This window comes from Sphingobacterium sp. GW821-FHT03E03, assembly GCF_059420745.1.
Genome location: NZ_JBWKUH010000009.1, coordinates 90,079 through 108,018, shown reverse-complemented (window position 1 = coordinate 108,018; position 17,940 = coordinate 90,079). Strand labels below are relative to the sequence as shown.

The window sequence follows — 17,940 nt, the reverse complement described above, 5'->3', positions numbered from 1 at the left end:
TGCTTATCCTTTCAATGCTTTTTGTGCCTGTCGGTAATGGAGTTTTTTTGGTTTGTGAACTTTTGATATTTATCTAAAGCATTTATAGTCCCAATGGAGATAAACAGGGGTGAATAATTATTTACTTCTAAATTATTCTGTTAAATTTGTGGATTAACGCGTTGATACAGATTTAATATATGGGATACAATAGTCTAGCAGCATGTGTTGCGGATCTTGAAAAACATGGCCATTTAATCCGGATTAAAGAGGAAGTCGATCCTTACCTCGAAATGGCTGCAATTCATATGCGGGTGTTTGATGTCGAGGGACCAGCATTGTATTTTGAAAATATCAAAGGTTCAGAATTTCCCGCTGTATCTAATCTCTTTGGTACATTGGACCGTTCGAAGTTTATGTTTCGTGATTCGTTGGATCATCTTAAAAAATTGGTGGATGTCAAGATGAATCCGGCTGCTGTGCTAAAAAATCCATTTCAATATATCGGTTCATCCATGACTGCTTTAGGTGCCTTACCTTGGAAAAAGAAGTCTGGCGCTCCGATTCTACATGGTAAAACAAGCATCAGCAAGCTTCCTCAAATCGTCAATTGGCCAATGGATGGCGGTGCTTTTGTCACCATGCCACAGGTCTATACGGAAGATGTAAATAAACCTGGAATTATGCAAGCCAACTTGGGGATGTACCGGATTCAGCTTTCAGGCAACGATTATATCCCAGACCGAGAAATAGGATTGCATTACCAGCTGCACCGCGGAATCGGTATTCATCAGACAAAGGCCAATGAACTTGGTGTGCCACTTAAGGTAAGTATTTTTGTGGGTGGCCCGCCGGCGCATCCCTTGTCTGCGGTCATGCCTCTGCCAGAAGGCCTTTCTGAAATGATCTTCGCTGGGGCTTTAGGCAATAGAAGGTTCCGTTATTTTTACGATGAGGAAGGTTTTTGTATTTCGGCGGATGCGGATTTTGTGATCACGGGGACTGTTTATCCCAATGAGAATAAACCGGAGGGACCTTTTGGTGATCATATAGGCTATTATAGTCTTACACATCCATTTCCGTTGATGAAGGTGCATAATGTATACCATAAGAAAGATCCGATCTGGTCATTTACAGTAGTTGGGAGACCACCACAGGAAGATACTAGCTTTGGAGCACTTATTCACGAAATCACAGGGGCCGCAATTCCTCAGGAAATCTCCGGTCTGCATGCCGTCAATGCGGTGGACGCGGCAGGAGTGCATCCCTTATTGTTTGCGATAGGATCAGAGCGCTACACACCTTATCAACGAGTGGACCGTCCGCAGGAGATTTTAACCATTGCCAATCAGATTCTTGGAAAAAACCAACTGAGTTTGGCCAAATATCTTTTTATTTCGGCATATGAAGATAATCCCAAGTTGGATATTTATAATATTCCAGCATTTTTAGGACATATTCTGGAACGAATTGATCCTGCGCGAGATCTTCATTTTCAGACAAATACGACCATAGATACCCTGGATTATTCGGGTGATGGATTAAATGCGGGTTCGAAGGTCGTATTTGCAGCTGCGGGAACAAAGAAAAGGGAGCTTGCGCGGGAGTTGCCTGCAAATTTTGATCTGCCAAGGCCTTTCAACCAAGCGAAGTTTGTGATGCCGGGTGTATTGGCTATCGATGGAAAGGCTTTTACGTCCTATGGAGATGAAGCTGCGATAATCCAAGAGTGGTGCCGTGCGGCTGAAGGGTTGGCATGGGAAGGTTTTCCGCTGCTGGTACTGTGCGACGATGCCAGTTTTACAGCCGAGACAGTCAATAACTTCGTCTGGACAACCTTTACGCGGAGTAACCCAGCATTTGATATCTATGGAATCAAAAGCTTTACTACGTTCAAACATTGGGGCTGTGAAGGACCGATTATTATTGACGCACGCACTAAACCGCATCATGCACCAGCATTGATTAAAGATGAAGCTGTTGAAAAACGGGTTGATCAATTGGGAGCAAAAGGTGGCTCGCTCCATGGAATTATTTAGAAATTCAGTAGGAAAGGCTAAATACAAAGAACTTTAATAAACAATTAGTATAAAGCACATACAATTTAATCTGATGAAAACAGAAGAATTATTAGCGAAGTCAAAGGGAAGCCAGCTTCAGTTTCAGGAAGTTTTGGATCATATCGCAGAACAGTACACGTATAATCCGACGTCGTTTCAAAATGGAAACCTGAAAAACTCGGCAACGGAAAATCAGGGGAGTGCGAAAGTATTGTATTTCGCTAAACTAAATGATCTTTCTGTCGCAGATACCTTGGTTTTGTTTGCGGAGCATTATCAGAATGTATTGGATAGCCCCGCGGGTGAGGGACATCAAAATATCCGCCAGTTTATGGAAAATGGCTGGGATGGGGTTGTTTTTGAGGCTGATGTACTGACCGATAAATAAGTCGGGAATGTTATCATTCATTTAAGTCAAATATAAGCCAACAGCATTTGAAGGATTTGTACAGGATCCGATCAAATATATAGGGGCCTCGAAAGAAGCCCCTATTTTTGTAAACTAATTTATAGTACAGCGCACCTGTCTATTAACCTTTGCTTTCGCAATCTTCGTCTTTGCTACCTCCGAAATAGACCATCCAGCAGATGCCAAATTGATCTTGGAATGAACTGTACAGTTCCGCAAAAAAGGTCTCTCCTAAAGGCATTTCCACTACTTTTGCATTGACACTTAAAGCCGTATGTAGGTTTTTTGCTTCTTCAGCATTGTCACACATCAACATCACATAAGTATTATTGCCCTGTACGTACTGCTGGCCAAAAGCTGGAACGACATCCGCGCCCATAAGCATGCTCTCGCCATTGATGGAAATTGCGGTATGACAGATTTTGTTTTTGGCCTCATCTGGAATTGCTGGCATTTGTGGATCTGCGGGGATATCACCATAACGCATGTATCCCGGATTTTTTGTTTGAAAGATCTTCTCATAAAATGTAAAAGCCTCTTCACAGTTACCATCGAAATTTAAATAAGCGTGTAATTTTGCCATGATTTCTAATTTTTGAATATATTGATTATTTCTTGATGCGTATCTTTTTACATTCATGCTGATAAAAGATCCGCATTATCTTATCTTGTTAAATGTTCCTCCAATGGACAGTAAACCAGGGGACTGTCTGTGGAAGTGAAGATAAAATTAAGCTGAAGTTTTGATAAAAATCTTGCCTTAGGGCAAGATTTGAAAATAGACCGTCGCTGATAAGAAAAATCTTTAATTGCCGTGAACAATTTCTTTTCGGATACGGCTCAATGAGGTATCTGTGATGCCGAGATAAGAGGCGATATGTTTTAAAGGGGCCTGCTGGATCAGGATTGGTTTTTCTTTGATCAAACGCAGGTATCGGCTGGTCGCGGGTTCGGTGATCATGGCAATAGCCCTATTTTTGCTGTGGACCAGTTCTGCTGCCATCCATGAACGCCCCCATTCCCTAAATTCAGGAATACGATGAAATAATTCCTGATGATCTTCAAATCGTATTTTCCAAAGCTTGGTGTCCGCAAGCGCCTGAATATTTTCCACCGTTGGCGTACGTTGAAAAAAAGAAGCAACTTCAATAACAACATCGTTGTCGCTGCAAAAGCCGATCGTGACCTCGTTGCCTTCGTAGTCGTGCAAAAAAGATCGTGTAAGGCCATATTCTATTAAAAAGTAGGCATTTGAAACCTGCCCTTTGTGTAGTATAAAATCACCTTTTTTTATCGTAATGGCCTCGTGTTTCTCTTTTATGGAATTCAGTTCATCGGGCGTAAGTGCCAGGTCACTGTAAAAAGTTCCTATTAGATCCATGTCCTTGGTTTATTTGATTACTAAGTGAATTTAATGATAAATCTTTAAATGTGTTGTTAGTCCATTGTGTAATTATTGTAAATAAATAGGTGTTTTGTTGCTAATTTTATTTGTTTGAATTATGTTTTTTAGTAAAAACATAATAAAAATTAAAAATTATTATGAAATTAGTTTTTAATTGTTTTACTTTGTGTCAAGAACATAATGTAAAAACGAAATATTTAAAATTTTCATAATATGTGTGGAATTATTGGCGCTTTTGAATTGAAGCAACCTGCAGACTCATTGAGATCCCAAGTATTGGAAATGTCAAAACGTATTCGTCACCGTGGTCCAGATTGGTCTGGCATATTTACGGGCGAAAAAGCTTTATTGGCCCATGAGCGACTAGCCATTGTTGATCCGAAATCAGGTAGTCAACCTTTGTACAGTCCAGATGGCAAAGTTGTATTGGCTGTAAATGGCGAAATCTATAACCACCATGAATTAAGGAATAGCCTTCCGGATTATGCGTTCGCAACACAGAGCGATTCGGAGGTAATATTGGCATTGTATTTAGCCAAGGGGCCATCGTTTGTCGATGAGTTGAACGGTATCTTTGGTTTTGCGTTATATGATTCACGTGATGACTCATTTTTTGTGGCCCGTGATCACATGGGGATTATCCCATTGTATTATGGAAAAGACGCACAGGGGCAACTGTTTGTCGCTTCTGAATTAAAGTCTTTGGAAGGTTTCTGTGAGACGATCGAACAATTTCCTCCGGGGCATTATTTATATAGTAAAGAAGGTACAACACCACAGCGCTGGTACCAACGCGATTGGGAAAGCTATGATACGGTGAAAGATAATGAGACTGATATCGCTGTATTGCGTAAAGCATTGGAAGATGCAGTACATCGCCAATTGATGTCAGATGTTCCCTATGGTGTATTGCTTTCGGGAGGTCTTGACTCTTCGGTGATTGCAGCGGTGACCAAAAAATTTGCATCCAAACGTATCGAAACCGATGATAAAGAAGATGCATGGTATCCACAATTACATTCTTTTGCCGTTGGCTTGAAAGGTGCGCCAGATTTAATCGCAGCACAAAAGGCGGCTGATCATATTGGAACAATCCACCATGAGATCAACTTCACTATTCAGGAAGGCTTGGACGCCATCCGCGATGTAATCTATCACCTGGAGACCTACGATGTGACGACTATTCGCGCTTCGACTCCGATGTACTTACTGGCACGTGTGATCAAATCCATGGGCATCAAAATGGTGTTGTCTGGTGAGGGATCCGATGAGCTTTTTGGTGGCTATTTATATTTTCACAAGGCACCTAATGCGCAGGAGTTTCATGAAGAAACAGTTCGTAAACTGAAAAAACTGTACCTCTATGACTGTCTACGTGCAAATAAATCGCTAGCAGCCTGGGGTGTCGAAGGACGTGTACCTTTCCTGGATAAAGAATTTATGGATATTGCCATGCGTATCAATCCATCCGATAAAATGATCCGTGAGGGTAAAATGGAGAAATGGGTCGTACGTAAGGCTTTCGAGGATTACCTTCCGGAAAGCATTGCCTGGCGTCAAAAAGAACAGTTCTCGGATGGTGTCGGCTATAGCTGGATAGATACCTTAAAAGAACAGGCAGAAAGCAAAGTTTCTGATCAGGAGTTTGCTGCAGCAGCCGAACGTTTCCCAATCAATACACCAAAGAACAAGGAGGAGTTTTTGTATAGAACAATCTTTGAATCGCATTTTCCTTCTTCTGCTGCTGCACAGACCGTTCCATCGGTAAAGTCTGTGGCTTGTAGCACACCAGAAGCCCTTGCTTGGGATGCTTCTTTCCAAAATCTGAATGATCCATCTGGAAGAGCAGTAGCCTCTGTGCATCAGGAGAGCTACGAAAAATCCAAAGTAGAAGCTGTGTAGATAATCAACCAACCATATACTAATGTTGTAATAGGGGTATTCAAGGATACCCCTATTTTTTTTGAATATGTTTTTTGAATTATCTTTAGTAATTTTCGAAAAAAACCAATCCTGCCGAACCTACAGGATGGTGAACTAATTAAATTACAAATGAAACGATATACTAAACAAAGAAATTTGAAGTCTTTTGGGCTGGCACTTATGCTATTGAGTAGCTCAGCAATTTTTGCACAAAATAAAAATGCTGTTGTTGCGGCTATTGTCCAGGAAGCCCAGGCAAATTCCCAGCTCGAAAACTATGCTTTTGAACTTGTTGATATGATCGGTCCACGTTTGGTAGGGAGTCCACAGATGCAGCAGGCACATGACTGGGTGGTCAAACAATACACCGCACTTGGTGCGGATGCACGAAATGAAGCTTATGGAGAATGGCGTTCCTGGGAAAGGGGAACCTCAGCGGTAACGATGACCTATCCACGGATCAAATCACTCGAAGGGACGCAATTAGCCTTTAGTCCGACGACAAAGGAAAAAGGTGTAGAAGCAGAAGTGGTGGTGATGCCTTTGTTTAGTTCTCAGGCTGATTTTCAGTCTTGGTTAAAGACGGTAAAAGGTAAAATTGTCCTGATCGGCATGAACCCGATCTCGGGTCGGTCGGATGCCAACTGGAAGGAATCTGCCTCTGCCCAAAGCTATGAAAAATATCAGGCCTTAAAGAATGGGCAGCTCAAGCAATGGGAACTTAGTATGACCTACACCGGAAGTACACGACGTACGCTGCCATTGGCATTGGAAACCGCTGGAGCAGTAGGTGTGATTGATTCTTACTGGACCGAGCTTCCGGGGCTTACACGGATTTTTGATGCGAAATCGAAGCAGATTCCTGTTTTTAATATCGCTTTGGAGGATTATGGCCTCCTTCACCGTATGGCTGTGCGTGGCGTCAAACCTCGTATACTCTTGCAGGGTAAATCCAAGGAACTTGGTACAGCGAAGACTTATAATAGCATTGCTGAGATCAAAGGAAAAGAGAAGCCCAATGAGTATGTAGTTCTGTCGGCACATTTAGATTCATGGGATGGGGCTTCGGGTGCGACAGACAATGCAACGGGAGTGATTACGATGATGGAAGCGGTTCGCATCCTGCGGAAAGTATATCCCGAAAATAAAAGAACGATCCTGATCGGCAACTGGGGAAGTGAGGAACAAGGCTTGAACGGCTCATCGGCTTTTGTGGAAGATCATCCCGATATTGCCAAAAATATACAGGTCGTCTGGAATCAGGATAATGGAACGGGACGTATTGTGCGTATCGGTGGCAGTGGTTTTGAAAAGGCGTATGAATATATCGGTCGTTGGTTACAGTATCTACCCGAAGAATTTCGCAACGAGATCCAGACCAGCTTTCCGGGAATGCCGGGAACAGGCGGAAGTGACCACTCTTCTTTTGTACAAAAAGGAATTCCGGCCTTTGGCCTTTCTTCCACTTCTTGGGATTATGGAAAAGTAACCTGGCATACGAATCGGGATACCTACGATAAAATTGTCTTCGACGAGGTCAAGCAGAATGCGATTATTGTAGCGATATTAACTTACCTAGCTTGTGAGGAGCCGGAATTGGTGTCAAGAGAGAAAATCGTATTACCTGTGGATAAAACTGGTAAACAAATGACATGGCCAACAAATTTACAGTCCAAAAGGACAAGTGGTAATTAATGGACTATTAAACAGATTATTCTTAATAACACAAAGGCGCCAATCAGAAAAGAAAGGCGCCTTTGTATGATGAGCTGTTACTGCTTATTTTTTTAGATGCTGATTAAAATAATCCGCAATTTTCTCGTACATATGGATGCGATCTTTGCCCATCACATTATGTTCGTGAGTAGGGTATAAGAAATAATCGACTTGTTTCCCGGCCTTAATACAGGCTTCCAAAAACTCCATACTGTTTTGTTGTACCACTACTGGGTCTTGCGCGCCATGGATGATCAACAACCGTCCTTTTAGCTGATCGGCCTTATTTAATAAGGATGTCAGTTTATATCCTTCAGGGTTTTCCTGAGGTGTGTCCATATAACGCTCACCATACATTACTTCATAAAACTTCCAGTCAATAACTGGACCTCCAGCGACTGCGGCTTTAAAAATATCATTATGATGTAACATAAATGAAGTCGTCATAAATCCACCGAAGCTCCATCCGAAGATCCCCATGCGTTGTTGATCGACAAAGGATTTTGATTTTAGGAATTCAATTCCTTTAAGCTGATCGGCCATTTCATTTTGGCCAAGGTTACGGTGGGTAGCCGTATAAAAATCACGGCCTCGGTAATTGGTGCCGCGATTGTCCATCGTAAAAACGATATATCCCTGTTGGGCCATATAGAGATCAAAGTAACCTGCTCCACCCAACCATTTGTTGGAAACCAATTGCGAATGAGAACCGCCATACAGATAATACATGACCGGATATTTCTTCGCAGGGTCAAAATCATTTGGATAGATGATACGGCCGGTCAGTGGATATTTGCCATCAGCCGAAGTCAGTTGGACAAATTCTATTTTTGGATTATTAATTTTTCCACTGAATGGATTGTCAGCTTTAACCAGGACAGTTCCCTTGCCTGATTTGACCTCCTTGATCTGGATCATGTTTGGTGTTTTCAGGTCACTATATTGGTCATAGATATACTTGCCATCACCACTCAAAGATGCCTGGTGTATGCCCGATTCATTTGTTAGCTGTACTGTTTTTCCGGATTTGAGGTTTACCTCAAATAATTGACGGTCCATACCATTATTGGTGACACCGATATAGCTTATTTTGTTTCCATCAGCCGAGAATTCCAAGAGGTTTTCCAATACAATATCCTTGAAACCTAATTTTTTAATCAGTTTTCCCTCCGTATTGTAGAGGTAAAGCTGGTTGTAGCCATCTTTGTCGGATTGGTAAAGAAATTGATCCGCTGTGTTTGGTAAGAAGGTTAGTGGATTTTCTGGCTCTACCCAAGTTGTTGCGGTTTCCTCAAACAATGTTTTAACCAATGCTCCAGTTTCAGCATTGTATTTATTGAACTTGAGGTCATTTTGACCGCGGTTGAGAACGCCTACATAAATGAATTTGCCTGAAGGATCCCAAGTTACACTGGTCAGGTATTGTTCGCTATGATCTCCGGTCTGTAAGGTTACTTTTTGTCCAGTGACACTGTTGTAGACAACCAGTGTTACCTCCTCCGACTTTTGCCCTGTCATGGGATATTTTATCCATTTGATTTCGGCAACTTTCGGACTCCATTGGGGGAGTGGGTAGTTGGCGACCATGGTTTCATTTTTGCGGTAGTAGAGCAGCTTGTCATTTTGAGCATTCCACCACATGCCTTTTTTTATGCCGAATTCCTGCCGGTGGGTATAATCACTACCATTTACAATACCTTTGTCGCTGTCGTTGGTTACTGCCGTTACTTTTCCGTTTTTGTCAACGATGGCGATATTATTGTCCACCAAATAAGCAACTTTAGAAAGGTCTGTGCTTAGTTCGCGGTTAGCACCTTGGCTATCGTTGCCGATAAAACTTTCGATATTTTTGGACTTGACATTATAGACGACTGTATATACCTTATCTTTGCCATCTACCTGGAGCAAGAGTGAATTGCCATCATGCCATTTATAGTCGTAAGGAAACATGCGTAAGCTAAATGTTTCGTTTGGAATTGCAGCTTTTAAAGCTGTTTCGAGCTCATTTTTAGACAACAAGCCAGTCTCTGTCCAATTGGTTGCTGCACTTTTGGAGAGCAGATTTTGATACGATTTATCGAGGTAAGAGAGGCTGTTTGATTTCGGTATCCAGGAAGCTGCGGTAATCGATGTTGGCGCATAGGTGCGCGGTCCGAATACCGTTTCTTCCAAATTAAGGTTTCGTTGGGCATGGCTGGTTAAGGCACTTGCCAACAAGAAGAATAGCGCAATTCTTTTCATTAGAATAATTTATTTTTAATGATGCTGAGCCGACCATAAGTGTTTTTTTGTCCTTATGATGGAGTTTGCTTTTAAATTTTATAGGGCTAAATTAGGGAAATAGCCCTATAAAACCTAGTACAGAATTGTTGCTTGTCTAACTGAAATTGTTGTGTCGATCTATAGTTTGCGGAGCCAGATATTTCTAAACTGGACCAGATCACCATGATCTTGCAGGATAATGGGGCCGGGACCATGGCTCAGTTGTTTCGGAAGTCCTATGTACTCTGTTGTGCCATCAATCTGGGTGTTATTCTGGACAAGGACGCCATTATGGAGAACAGTGACTGTGCCTTTGCTGATCAATAGACTGTCTTTGTTAAACTGGGGAGCCTTGTAGATGATATCGTACACATGCCATTTGTCCGTTACGATGACCTGAGCCAACGGCGGACGTTGTTTGTAAAGACTTCCCGCACCACCATTAACATAGGTCGGATTGTTATTGTTGTCCAATACCTGGATTTCATAGAGCCCCTGCAGGAAAATGCCACTATTCCCTCTGCCTTGTCCTTCACCCTTGATTAGCTCGGGACTCTTCCATTCAATATGGAGCTGAAAGTCACCGAAATGTTCGGTTGTCTCGATATTTCCAGTTCCAGGTTTTACTTCAAGCGTATTGTTGGCTACTGTCCAATTTGCATTTCCCTTTTCGCTCTTCCATTTGCTCAGATCCTTACCGTCAAAAAGAACAATGGCATCACTTGGGATTCCCTTGTTAAGTGTTACTGTTGGCGGAACAGGTTTGTAATATTCTGTATCGCTGGGTTTCATATTTGTTTGGGCATGGATTGCGCTGGAACCGCATAAGATCGCCAGGCTTAGTGCCGAAGATAAAGAAAAGTTCATCTGTTGGGTTTTTGGTGTATTTAAACTTAGGAAAATTTGCTTTTATATACAATTATAATTTTAAAATAGGATCTATTTAAGTGTCTGCTTTTGGCTGACGAGATTTTTGCTCTGGTCTGATGCTATTGAATTCGTTGAAAGTGTAGGTTTTTTGATTTGGAACAATTTGCTTAGGTTTGTGCATGGCAACCATTTTACAGACAGTCTCATTGAAAGAAGCGCGTTTTTATGCGCCAATTGGCTATTACGAGGAAGAACAGATTCTCGGGAATGAATTTTTTGTGTCTATTGATGTCTCTTTCCCTTTTCATAATACAGAAACCGAAGATTTGCGTAATACGCTAAACTATGAAGAACTATACCAGATCACTGCACGTGTGATGCAGCCCAAACGGAAACTGCTGGAATCTGCAGCTGCGGAAATATTGGAACAGATTCGGTTAGGGGTGCCGCATGCCGAAATGATCGAGGTTGTCATTCGCAAATCGAATCCACCTTTTGGCGGCGATTTATCCTATTCGCAGGTTGGTTTGAAATACCTGAATGATTAATTTTCAAACTGGACCAGCAAAAGTTTGAAATACCAGCCTAAATTTGTGGATCCATTGTATAAAAGTGTCAAATTGTTAAGATGAATATTTACGATCTTGTTATAGCCGATAAGGAAAAGATAGCATTAGAAGATGTTTTTTTAGCGGAAGATAGTCGGCAGAAACTGCAACAGTTGATTAAGGAACATCGCTATATTAGAGAGCTCTCGCAATATGGTCTGCCTGTAAGCAACAAGATTCTATTGCACGGTTATTCAGGTTGCGGAAAAACAACGACGGCAAAAGCGCTGGCGACAGCACTCGACAAACCGATCTATATCTTGAATCTGAGTAACTTGATCTCATCCCGCATCGGTGAGACTTCACAGCATATCAAGCAGGTCTTTGACAAGGCTGGACGTGAAAAAGCTGTACTGTTTCTCGATGAATTTGACCAGATCGGAAAAGCGCGGATCAGTGAAGAGAAAGATGTAGGAGAGATGCGCCGCCTGGTGAACACGATTATCCAACTAATCGACTATTTTCCCAACGAAGCTGTATTGATTGCGGCAACCAACCATCCCGAGATATTGGATACAGCAATTATTCGGCGATTTCAACTTCGCCTGGCTTTTGAATTACCGACTCATGCGCAGCTGGATGCTTATTATGCTAAACTATTTTCCCCCTTTCCCCAATATGATGCTTTGGTATCACGGATTTATGATGTTTCCTATGCAGAGGCAAAAGATTATATCTACGATGCTGTTAAGTTTTTGCTGATTAGAGCACTGGAACAACAAGAAAGACCAGAACCAGAAGGGTAAAGCTCCAAGGTTAATGTTTTGTAAAATTAAATCCGCCTGAAAACAGTTTGCCTACTGCTACGTTAATGCTATATCGGATAGAGGGATCTTGGTTTCCTCACAATGACAATGTCGCTCCCTTTCTTGGAGGGTTTTAAATAAGATATGTCAAAATGACGTTTTAAATTATCTAAAAATGACATTTTGTCTCTGTTTTGCGACTGGTACGTGAATTGAATATCCCCTAGAAAAGAGTTAGAAAATAAAGCTTAACAAAAAATAAAAAAATTAGGAGGACAAAAAATGGCATTAATTAAATTCCCTACAAAAAGTTTGAATACCGACGCAGTAAATCCATTTGTAAATACTGTATTTGACAATCTATTTAATGATAATTTTATTTCAGATCGTTTAGTTTCACGTGTTCCTGCGGTGAATATTTCGGAGTCTGAAAAATCATTTAAGATCGAAATGGCAGCTCCAGGATTGGATAAATCAGATTTTAAAATCAATGTAGATAAAAATCTGATCACTATTTCAGCAGAGAAAAAAGAAGAGCAAGTAAGTGAAGAAAAACTATATAGCAAGAAGGAATTCAATTATAGTTCATTTTCAAGATCATTTACCTTGCCTGAAACGGTTGACTATAGCAATATTGAAGCAGCCTATGAGGGTGGAATATTGATTTTAACTGTTGGCAAGAAAGAAGACGCTATTATTGCAAAGCGTTTGATCGAAGTAAAATAGTTCATGCTGCTCATATGATAAATATAAAGATCATATGATAAGCTCATCCTGACCAATGGTCAGTTTACTCAAATAAGATAGTTTTTTAGGTTAGTTTATGTTTTGATCCCTCGGAATACAAAAATATTCCGAGGGATTTTTTTATCCAATCTCTTCATATCCCACTGCACGCGGTACTTTGGCTAGATAGGGCTCCATTTCTTCCGGTAACTTGGTCAATTTTCGCAGCTTTAAGTCAAGCCAGGCGCCATCAACGTTTACTGTACAGCATAATATGCCATCCTTGCGATAGACCTTATGAATAAAAGAAAATCGACTATTGATTTTATTGTATTTGGTCAGTTCCACTTTTACCTGAACGTATTCATCCAGATGAACCTCCTTCGCGTAGATCAATTCTTCCCGAAATAGGATCGGTCCGATCTGAAACTGGGCGAACTTGTCCAAAGAAAAGCCCATTTTGTTTAACATATTACTTCGTGCCTGCGCACAGATATCGGCATAGGCAGAATGGCGCATGTGCCGATTGGCATCTATTTGTGCCCAGATGACCTGTCCCTCATAAAATATATTTTCCATAATTATTATTGTGATTTGCCTCCTTTTTATGAACAATTTACATATTTTTAAATTAAGCTGTAACACTTTGTTTGTTTGCTATACTTATTACCTGAAAAGATCTTAAAAGAAAATTTACCATTGGCTCATTCGGAAACAGAATTTCTTCAGTTGATTGACGAAAATAAAGGAATTATCGTCAAGGTGAGCCGTATGTATATGGATGACCATGATGGACGGCAAGATCTTTATCAGGAAATTGTGTATCAGCTCTGGAAATCCTATGCAACGTTTAAGCAGCAAAGTAAATTTTCAACATGGATGTACCGTGTTGCATTGAATACCGCGATGGTATTTTTAAAGAAAGAGAAAAAACATCAGATTTACGATAGCCTGGAAGAACGACATGATTTTCCCGACGAATCTTATAATCCGGATAAAGACGAACAGCTAAAAATATTCTATCAGGCGGTGCATGAACTGAATGCTGTAGAAAAAGCATTGATCTTTTTGTTTTTGGAAGGCCAGAGCCATCGCGAAATTGCGGCGCATCTTGGTATATCTGAAGTCAATGCACGGGTCAAATTAAATCGTACAAAAGAACGGATTCAACAAATCATTAAAAAATACAATTATGAATTTTGATGAATTAAAAAAATCTTGGCAGGAACAGCCAACAGATGAGGATCTACAAAATCCAAATCTCAAACATTATAAGGAGGTCGGCAATATCATGGCCAAACTGAGACGCAATATCAAACGTGAATTTGTTTCCTGGGTGGTGTGCATGTTTTTTCTGATTGCTGTACCCATGCTACCTATTTATAAAATCTCCGGGTATGCAGCTTTTGCGTATTACTTTTTTATTGTGCAGATCTCGCTGTCGAGCTTGCTATATTACCGCAGGTTCTATTACCTGATCAAAAGTGCCAAACAGATTGATCTTCTGGCATCCCGTGAGCATCTCCTCAAGCTGTATTATGATCTCAAATATGCTGTCGAGACCTATCGTATCGTTGCCTATGTGATGATTCCGCAAGCCTTGTTTCTTTACCTCATTATGATTGGCCAAAATAGAGCAATCACCTGGTTTGAGAAATTATATCACTTCAGAGAGACCCTCCAGCAAGATCCCAATTTTATACTATGGATGATCCTTTCTGCACTTATTTCGATCGTTATTATCGTGTTGATTACCGAATTTATGATCCGTGCCTATTATGGGGATTATGTCAAACAGATCAGAGAAAACCTGGATCAGATGGAAGCGGAATAGGGGTGTTGATGCGAAAAAGGTAAAGTCTTTGTGTTTTTTGAACTTGGATATTTCGTATCTTGTTATCGAAAATCCTTGTCCATGATGTACAATCCGACCAAGAAGTTACAACGTAGTTCCCAAATCTTAAGCATATTAGCAAAATATGGTTTCAAAGATGCCATTGCCCGTTTGCCATGGAAAGGGTCAAGAGCGAGCTTAGAGCGTAATATAGATGTTGATAAAATCAGTGTATATACGCGTATCCGTATGGCTTTGGAAGAGCTCGGGCCGGCCTTTATCAAGTTGGGGCAATCGGCTTCCACCCGCGAAGGTTTGCTCCCAAAAGATCTTGTCGAGGAACTCAAAAAACTCGAAGATAATGTCCCACCCTTTGAAGTCGACATTCAGGAATATCTCGCTGAAGAACTCGGATTAGATATCACCGAACAATTTGAGACCATCGCGTCGGAGCCCTTTGCCGCAGCGTCTATTGCTCAAGTCTATCGGGCGACATTAAAAGACGGCACAAATGTTGTCTTAAAAGTCCGTCGACCGGGAATAGATGAGGTCATGCGTGTAGATCTTGCGCTCATGCGTGATATCGCCAAGATTCTGACCATGTACAATGACGCACTGGAAAATCTCAACCTTTCCCTGATTGTAGAGTCTTTCGCAATGACCCTGCAAGAGGAAATGTCTTTGGTCATTGAGCGCCATAACATCGAACGCTTTGCTAAAAATTTTAAAGGCAACAAACTGATCAAGGTGCCCAAAGTTTACCCTGATCTCTCCTCTGATCGCGTGCTCTGTATGGAGTATCTCGATGGTTTCAAAGTGACAGATGTTGTGGAAATTAAACGACGGGGAATGGATGTGGAAACCTTGGTGAAAAATGGGATCAATCTGTATCTGGAACAGGTGATTATCCACGGTTTTTTTCACGGTGATCCGCACCCTGGTAATATGATGGTAATGCCCGATGGACGTATAGCGTTTCTGGATTTTGGCAACATGGGCAAATTGCTCGGAATTGACCGGCGACAGCTCGAGGAGTTTATCCAATCGGCTATTTCCGAAGATGCGGTCCGACTGGCCGATGTCATTGAGGACGTGGCTGTAGTGAGTCATATCCCTGACCGAAATCAGTTTGAACGATCCCTATATGAAATATTTGACATGATCGATAATGTTTCCCTAGGTGATCTCAGCCTCGATCTGCTGTTCAATAAACTCTGGAAGATCATTGGTGACAATCGCTTGTATTTCCCGGAATATATCTATCAGCTCATGCGAGGTATTTCTTTGATGGAGGGAATCGGTCGCCAACTTTATCCTGATCTGAATATCATGGAGAGTATTAAGCCTTTTGCCCGACGAATCATGATGGAACGGTTATCGCCAGAAGCTATTTTCAAGAAGGGAAAACATAAGATAGAATCTTTCGCCCGGGATGTCGAAAAACTTCCGGAGGATATGCGGGCTTTAGTACGGCTATTCCGTACGGGAAATTTCACCTTGAATCATCGCCTGATCAGTGCCCGTTCCTTCAATGCCATACTCCGTAAAGGGGTCAACCGTATTGTGATCGGAATCATGTTTATGTCACTCAATTTATTGGGGGGAATGGTGATTGTCGCACGTATTGAACCGCAATGGTGGGGCATTCCCGTTTTTGCCTGGATATGCCTGGGCTCGGCATGGGTCTTTGCGGTCTATTTATTTATTGCCATGATCCGGGCAAAAGATAATGATTAAATGACCTTCCCTAGTTTATCTATATTTTTGAATCATACACACAACGAATTAGCTGGTATAAGTTAATAGCATACGAAATAGTTATGGAAATCAATCTAATTGGAAAAAAAGCCCTGATTGGCGCAAGTTCTGCCGGTATCGGTGCCGGGATTGCCAAAGTTTTGGCATCCTGTGGTGCCTCGGTTACCCTAGCATCACGTAGTGAGGAGAAATTGAAGCATACTTTGGAAAGCCTGGACAGCTCAAAAGGGCAGGTACATCAATATATTCTGGTCGATTACAATGATCATGAAGACTATAAAGTACAAATAGATCGTTATTTTGAATCAAACAAGGTGGATATCCTGGTCAATAACTCCAACGGACCCCAGGCGGGAACGATTGATCAGAAAAATCTGGCGGACTACCAGCATGCCTTTGAACTCTTATTTCAGAATCATTGTTATACGACTTCTTGTGCCTTACCTTATATGTTGGCAAACGGTTATGGACGCATTATCAATGTATCGTCTTCCACTGTAAAAGAGCCCGTATCTAATCTGGTTTTATCAAATACCATCCGTACCGCCCTGATAAGCTGGAGCAAATCGCTTTCAGATGATGTTGCAAAGGACGGCGTGACTGTCAATAGTATATTAACAGGGCTGTTTGATACCGAAAGAATTCAGTCTTTGACCAATATGGATGCACAGCGCTTGGTGGTATCCTATGATGAGGCTTTGCAATTGCGGTTAAAACAGGTGCCGGCGGCTCGTTTGGGTGAGCCTGAGGAATATGGGTACCTGGTCGCTTTTATTTGCTCGACCTACGCCAACTATCTTACCGGAGCCAATATTCCGCTGGATGGTGGTCTATTGAAAGGCTTGTAAGGTAAAAAGAAATTCGCCCGAGAATGAGAAAGGCGAGCTTATGGCTGAGTAGTAATAAGCCAAAAAAAAGTGGCTATCCAAATCTTGGGTAGCCACTTTCAGTTTGTGTGATTTAAAAATCTTTACCTAGTTCAAAACCAATTCGGTATTGACAGTAATGTCCACATCAGAGGCAACTGCTTCTACACCTGAAGGTAATTTATCATTGTATTTGATGCCAAAATCCTGACGGTTAATTTTTGTTTTTGCTGTAAAGCCTGCACGTGTTTTTCCCCAAGGATCGGTAATAACACCACCATTTTGAGTGACATCAAAAGTTACTTTTTTAGTTACGTCGCGGATGGTCAGATCTGCCACCATAATATATTTACCTTTCACTTTCGCATTTTTGAAGGTGACAGATTTTAAGGTCATCTTTGGAAATTTGTCTGCAGCGAAGAAATCATCTGTTTTTAAATGATTATCACGTGCTTCAATACGAGTATCAACACTATTGACATCAATGGAAAAGTTTACTTTTGCATTGTTGAAACTTGTACCGGTTGCAGTTTCCACTGTTCCCTCCACTTTGGTAAATTGACCATCGACAAAACTGATACCAAGGTGTTTTACATCAAATCTTGCATTGGTATGTCCCGGATCAGCAGACCATTTTACCTGCGCTACAGCAACATTAACCATTAACGCTGCCACTGCTAAAAATTGGAAAAATCTATTCATGTTATTTTCTATTTGTTTATTTATCAAACGTTTAATTATTCAAAATGTTTGTTTGAACAAGCTTTTGCAAAGGTGG

At 41.3% G+C, this 17,940-nt stretch carries 17 protein-coding genes; 11 read left to right on the top strand and 6 right to left on the bottom strand.

Translation table 11 applies throughout. The features are described from left to right. Positions 1–179 precede the first annotated feature (179 nt). On the top strand, positions 180–2,018 hold the full coding sequence (locus AC07UV_RS12555) for a UbiD family decarboxylase (RefSeq protein WP_495184008.1): 1,839 nt from the start codon (positions 180–182) through the stop codon (positions 2,016–2,018). A 73-nt stretch (positions 2,019–2,091) separates the two neighbouring features. Continuing rightward, positions 2,092–2,427 (top strand): HopJ type III effector protein, encoded by a 336-nt coding sequence (locus AC07UV_RS12550; protein WP_282252581.1) that lies wholly within the window; start codon positions 2,092–2,094, stop codon positions 2,425–2,427. Positions 2,428–2,569: 142 nt separating this feature from the next. Here the strand turns inward: AC07UV_RS12550 and AC07UV_RS12545 are convergent, their stop codons facing one another. Next, complete coding sequence (locus tag AC07UV_RS12545; protein WP_495184007.1) at positions 2,570–3,031, bottom strand: VOC family protein; 462 nt, start codon at positions 3,029–3,031, stop codon at positions 2,570–2,572. A gap of 222 nt (positions 3,032–3,253) precedes the next feature. Then, positions 3,254–3,829 (bottom strand): Crp/Fnr family transcriptional regulator, encoded by a 576-nt coding sequence (locus AC07UV_RS12540; RefSeq protein ID WP_495184006.1) that lies wholly within the window; start codon positions 3,827–3,829, stop codon positions 3,254–3,256. Between the two features lie 237 nt (positions 3,830–4,066). Here AC07UV_RS12540 and asnB point away from each other — a divergent pair, with 237 nt between their 5' ends. Together asnB and AC07UV_RS12530 are read left to right on the top strand one after the other, a co-directional pair. After that, positions 4,067–5,755, top strand: coding sequence for an asparagine synthase B (gene asnB, locus AC07UV_RS12535; protein ID WP_495184005.1), 1,689 nt, complete (start codon positions 4,067–4,069; stop codon positions 5,753–5,755). A 150-nt stretch (positions 5,756–5,905) separates the two neighbouring features. Continuing rightward, positions 5,906–7,471, top strand: a complete 1,566-nt coding sequence (locus AC07UV_RS12530) for a M20/M25/M40 family metallo-hydrolase (protein ID WP_495184004.1) — start codon at positions 5,906–5,908, stop codon at positions 7,469–7,471. Between the two features lie 84 nt (positions 7,472–7,555). Here the strand turns inward: AC07UV_RS12530 and AC07UV_RS12525 are convergent, their stop codons facing one another. Both AC07UV_RS12525 and AC07UV_RS12520 read right to left on the bottom strand, forming a co-directional pair. After that, a complete protein-coding gene (locus AC07UV_RS12525) occupies positions 7,556–9,733 on the bottom strand; it encodes a S9 family peptidase (protein ID WP_495184003.1) in 2,178 nt (725 codons plus the stop codon). A 159-nt stretch (positions 9,734–9,892) separates the two neighbouring features. Next, the gene (locus tag AC07UV_RS12520) at positions 9,893–10,621 is read right to left on the bottom strand and encodes a 3-keto-disaccharide hydrolase (RefSeq protein ID WP_282252587.1); all 729 of its coding nucleotides are present in this window, start codon (positions 10,619–10,621) and stop codon (positions 9,893–9,895) included. Between the two features lie 182 nt (positions 10,622–10,803). On the opposite strand from AC07UV_RS12520, the gene AC07UV_RS12515 reads away from it, so the two are divergent. From AC07UV_RS12515 to AC07UV_RS12505, 3 genes are all read left to right on the top strand, one after another. Beyond that, positions 10,804–11,172, top strand: coding sequence for a dihydroneopterin aldolase (locus AC07UV_RS12515; protein ID WP_282252589.1), 369 nt, complete (start codon positions 10,804–10,806; stop codon positions 11,170–11,172). Between the two features lie 80 nt (positions 11,173–11,252). Further along, on the top strand, positions 11,253–11,978 hold the full coding sequence (locus tag AC07UV_RS12510) for an AAA family ATPase (RefSeq protein ID WP_495184002.1): 726 nt from the start codon (positions 11,253–11,255) through the stop codon (positions 11,976–11,978). Positions 11,979–12,260: 282 nt separating this feature from the next. After that, positions 12,261–12,704, top strand: coding sequence for an Hsp20/alpha crystallin family protein (locus tag AC07UV_RS12505; protein WP_120262112.1), 444 nt, complete (start codon positions 12,261–12,263; stop codon positions 12,702–12,704). 141 nt (positions 12,705–12,845) lie between these two features. Here AC07UV_RS12505 and AC07UV_RS12500 read toward each other — a convergent pair whose 3' ends face one another. After that, on the bottom strand, positions 12,846–13,283 hold the full coding sequence (locus AC07UV_RS12500) for an acyl-CoA thioesterase (RefSeq protein ID WP_495184001.1): 438 nt from the start codon (positions 13,281–13,283) through the stop codon (positions 12,846–12,848). A gap of 75 nt (positions 13,284–13,358) precedes the next feature. Between AC07UV_RS12500 and AC07UV_RS12495 the strand changes: the two genes are divergently transcribed. From AC07UV_RS12495 to AC07UV_RS12480, 4 genes are all read left to right on the top strand, one after another. Next, complete coding sequence (locus AC07UV_RS12495) at positions 13,359–13,907, top strand: RNA polymerase sigma factor (protein ID WP_282252596.1); 549 nt, start codon at positions 13,359–13,361, stop codon at positions 13,905–13,907. Continuing rightward, the gene (locus AC07UV_RS12490; RefSeq protein WP_495184000.1) at positions 13,897–14,538 is read left to right on the top strand and encodes a hypothetical protein; all 642 of its coding nucleotides are present in this window, start codon (positions 13,897–13,899) and stop codon (positions 14,536–14,538) included. The genes AC07UV_RS12495 and AC07UV_RS12490 overlap by 11 nt, the downstream gene beginning before the upstream one ends. A gap of 81 nt (positions 14,539–14,619) precedes the next feature. After that, positions 14,620–16,275 (top strand): ABC1 kinase family protein, encoded by a 1,656-nt coding sequence (locus AC07UV_RS12485; protein ID WP_495183999.1) that lies wholly within the window; start codon positions 14,620–14,622, stop codon positions 16,273–16,275. Between the two features lie 83 nt (positions 16,276–16,358). Next, positions 16,359–17,144, top strand: coding sequence for an SDR family oxidoreductase (locus tag AC07UV_RS12480; RefSeq protein WP_495183998.1), 786 nt, complete (start codon positions 16,359–16,361; stop codon positions 17,142–17,144). 126 nt (positions 17,145–17,270) lie between these two features. Here AC07UV_RS12480 and AC07UV_RS12475 read toward each other — a convergent pair whose 3' ends face one another. Further along, complete coding sequence (locus tag AC07UV_RS12475; protein WP_495183997.1) at positions 17,271–17,864, bottom strand: YceI family protein; 594 nt, start codon at positions 17,862–17,864, stop codon at positions 17,271–17,273. Between the last annotated feature and the right edge of the window lie 76 nt (positions 17,865–17,940).

Coding starts and splice junctions, on each gene's coding strand:
- AC07UV_RS12500 (WP_495184001.1), bottom strand. CDS start 13,283: ATGGAAAATATATTTTATGAGGGACAGGTCATCTGGGCACAAATAGAT.
- AC07UV_RS12550 (WP_282252581.1), top strand. CDS start 2,092: ATGAAAACAGAAGAATTATTAGCGAAGTCAAAGGGAAGCCAGCTTCAG.
- AC07UV_RS12555 (WP_495184008.1), top strand. CDS start 180: ATGGGATACAATAGTCTAGCAGCATGTGTTGCGGATCTTGAAAAACAT.
- AC07UV_RS12520 (WP_282252587.1), bottom strand. CDS start 10,621: ATGAACTTTTCTTTATCTTCGGCACTAAGCCTGGCGATCTTATGCGGT.
- AC07UV_RS12545 (WP_495184007.1), bottom strand. CDS start 3,031: ATGGCAAAATTACACGCTTATTTAAATTTCGATGGTAACTGTGAAGAG.
- AC07UV_RS12490 (WP_495184000.1), top strand. CDS start 13,897: ATGAATTTTGATGAATTAAAAAAATCTTGGCAGGAACAGCCAACAGAT.
- AC07UV_RS12525 (WP_495184003.1), bottom strand. CDS start 9,733: ATGAAAAGAATTGCGCTATTCTTCTTGTTGGCAAGTGCCTTAACCAGC.
- AC07UV_RS12515 (WP_282252589.1), top strand. CDS start 10,804: ATGGCAACCATTTTACAGACAGTCTCATTGAAAGAAGCGCGTTTTTAT.
- AC07UV_RS12475 (WP_495183997.1), bottom strand. CDS start 17,864: ATGAATAGATTTTTCCAATTTTTAGCAGTGGCAGCGTTAATGGTTAAT.
- AC07UV_RS12480 (WP_495183998.1), top strand. CDS start 16,359: ATGGAAATCAATCTAATTGGAAAAAAAGCCCTGATTGGCGCAAGTTCT.
- AC07UV_RS12505 (WP_120262112.1), top strand. CDS start 12,261: ATGGCATTAATTAAATTCCCTACAAAAAGTTTGAATACCGACGCAGTA.
- AC07UV_RS12540 (WP_495184006.1), bottom strand. CDS start 3,829: ATGGATCTAATAGGAACTTTTTACAGTGACCTGGCACTTACGCCCGAT.
- asnB (WP_495184005.1), top strand. CDS start 4,067: ATGTGTGGAATTATTGGCGCTTTTGAATTGAAGCAACCTGCAGACTCA.
- AC07UV_RS12510 (WP_495184002.1), top strand. CDS start 11,253: ATGAATATTTACGATCTTGTTATAGCCGATAAGGAAAAGATAGCATTA.
- AC07UV_RS12530 (WP_495184004.1), top strand. CDS start 5,906: ATGAAACGATATACTAAACAAAGAAATTTGAAGTCTTTTGGGCTGGCA.
- AC07UV_RS12485 (WP_495183999.1), top strand. CDS start 14,620: ATGATGTACAATCCGACCAAGAAGTTACAACGTAGTTCCCAAATCTTA.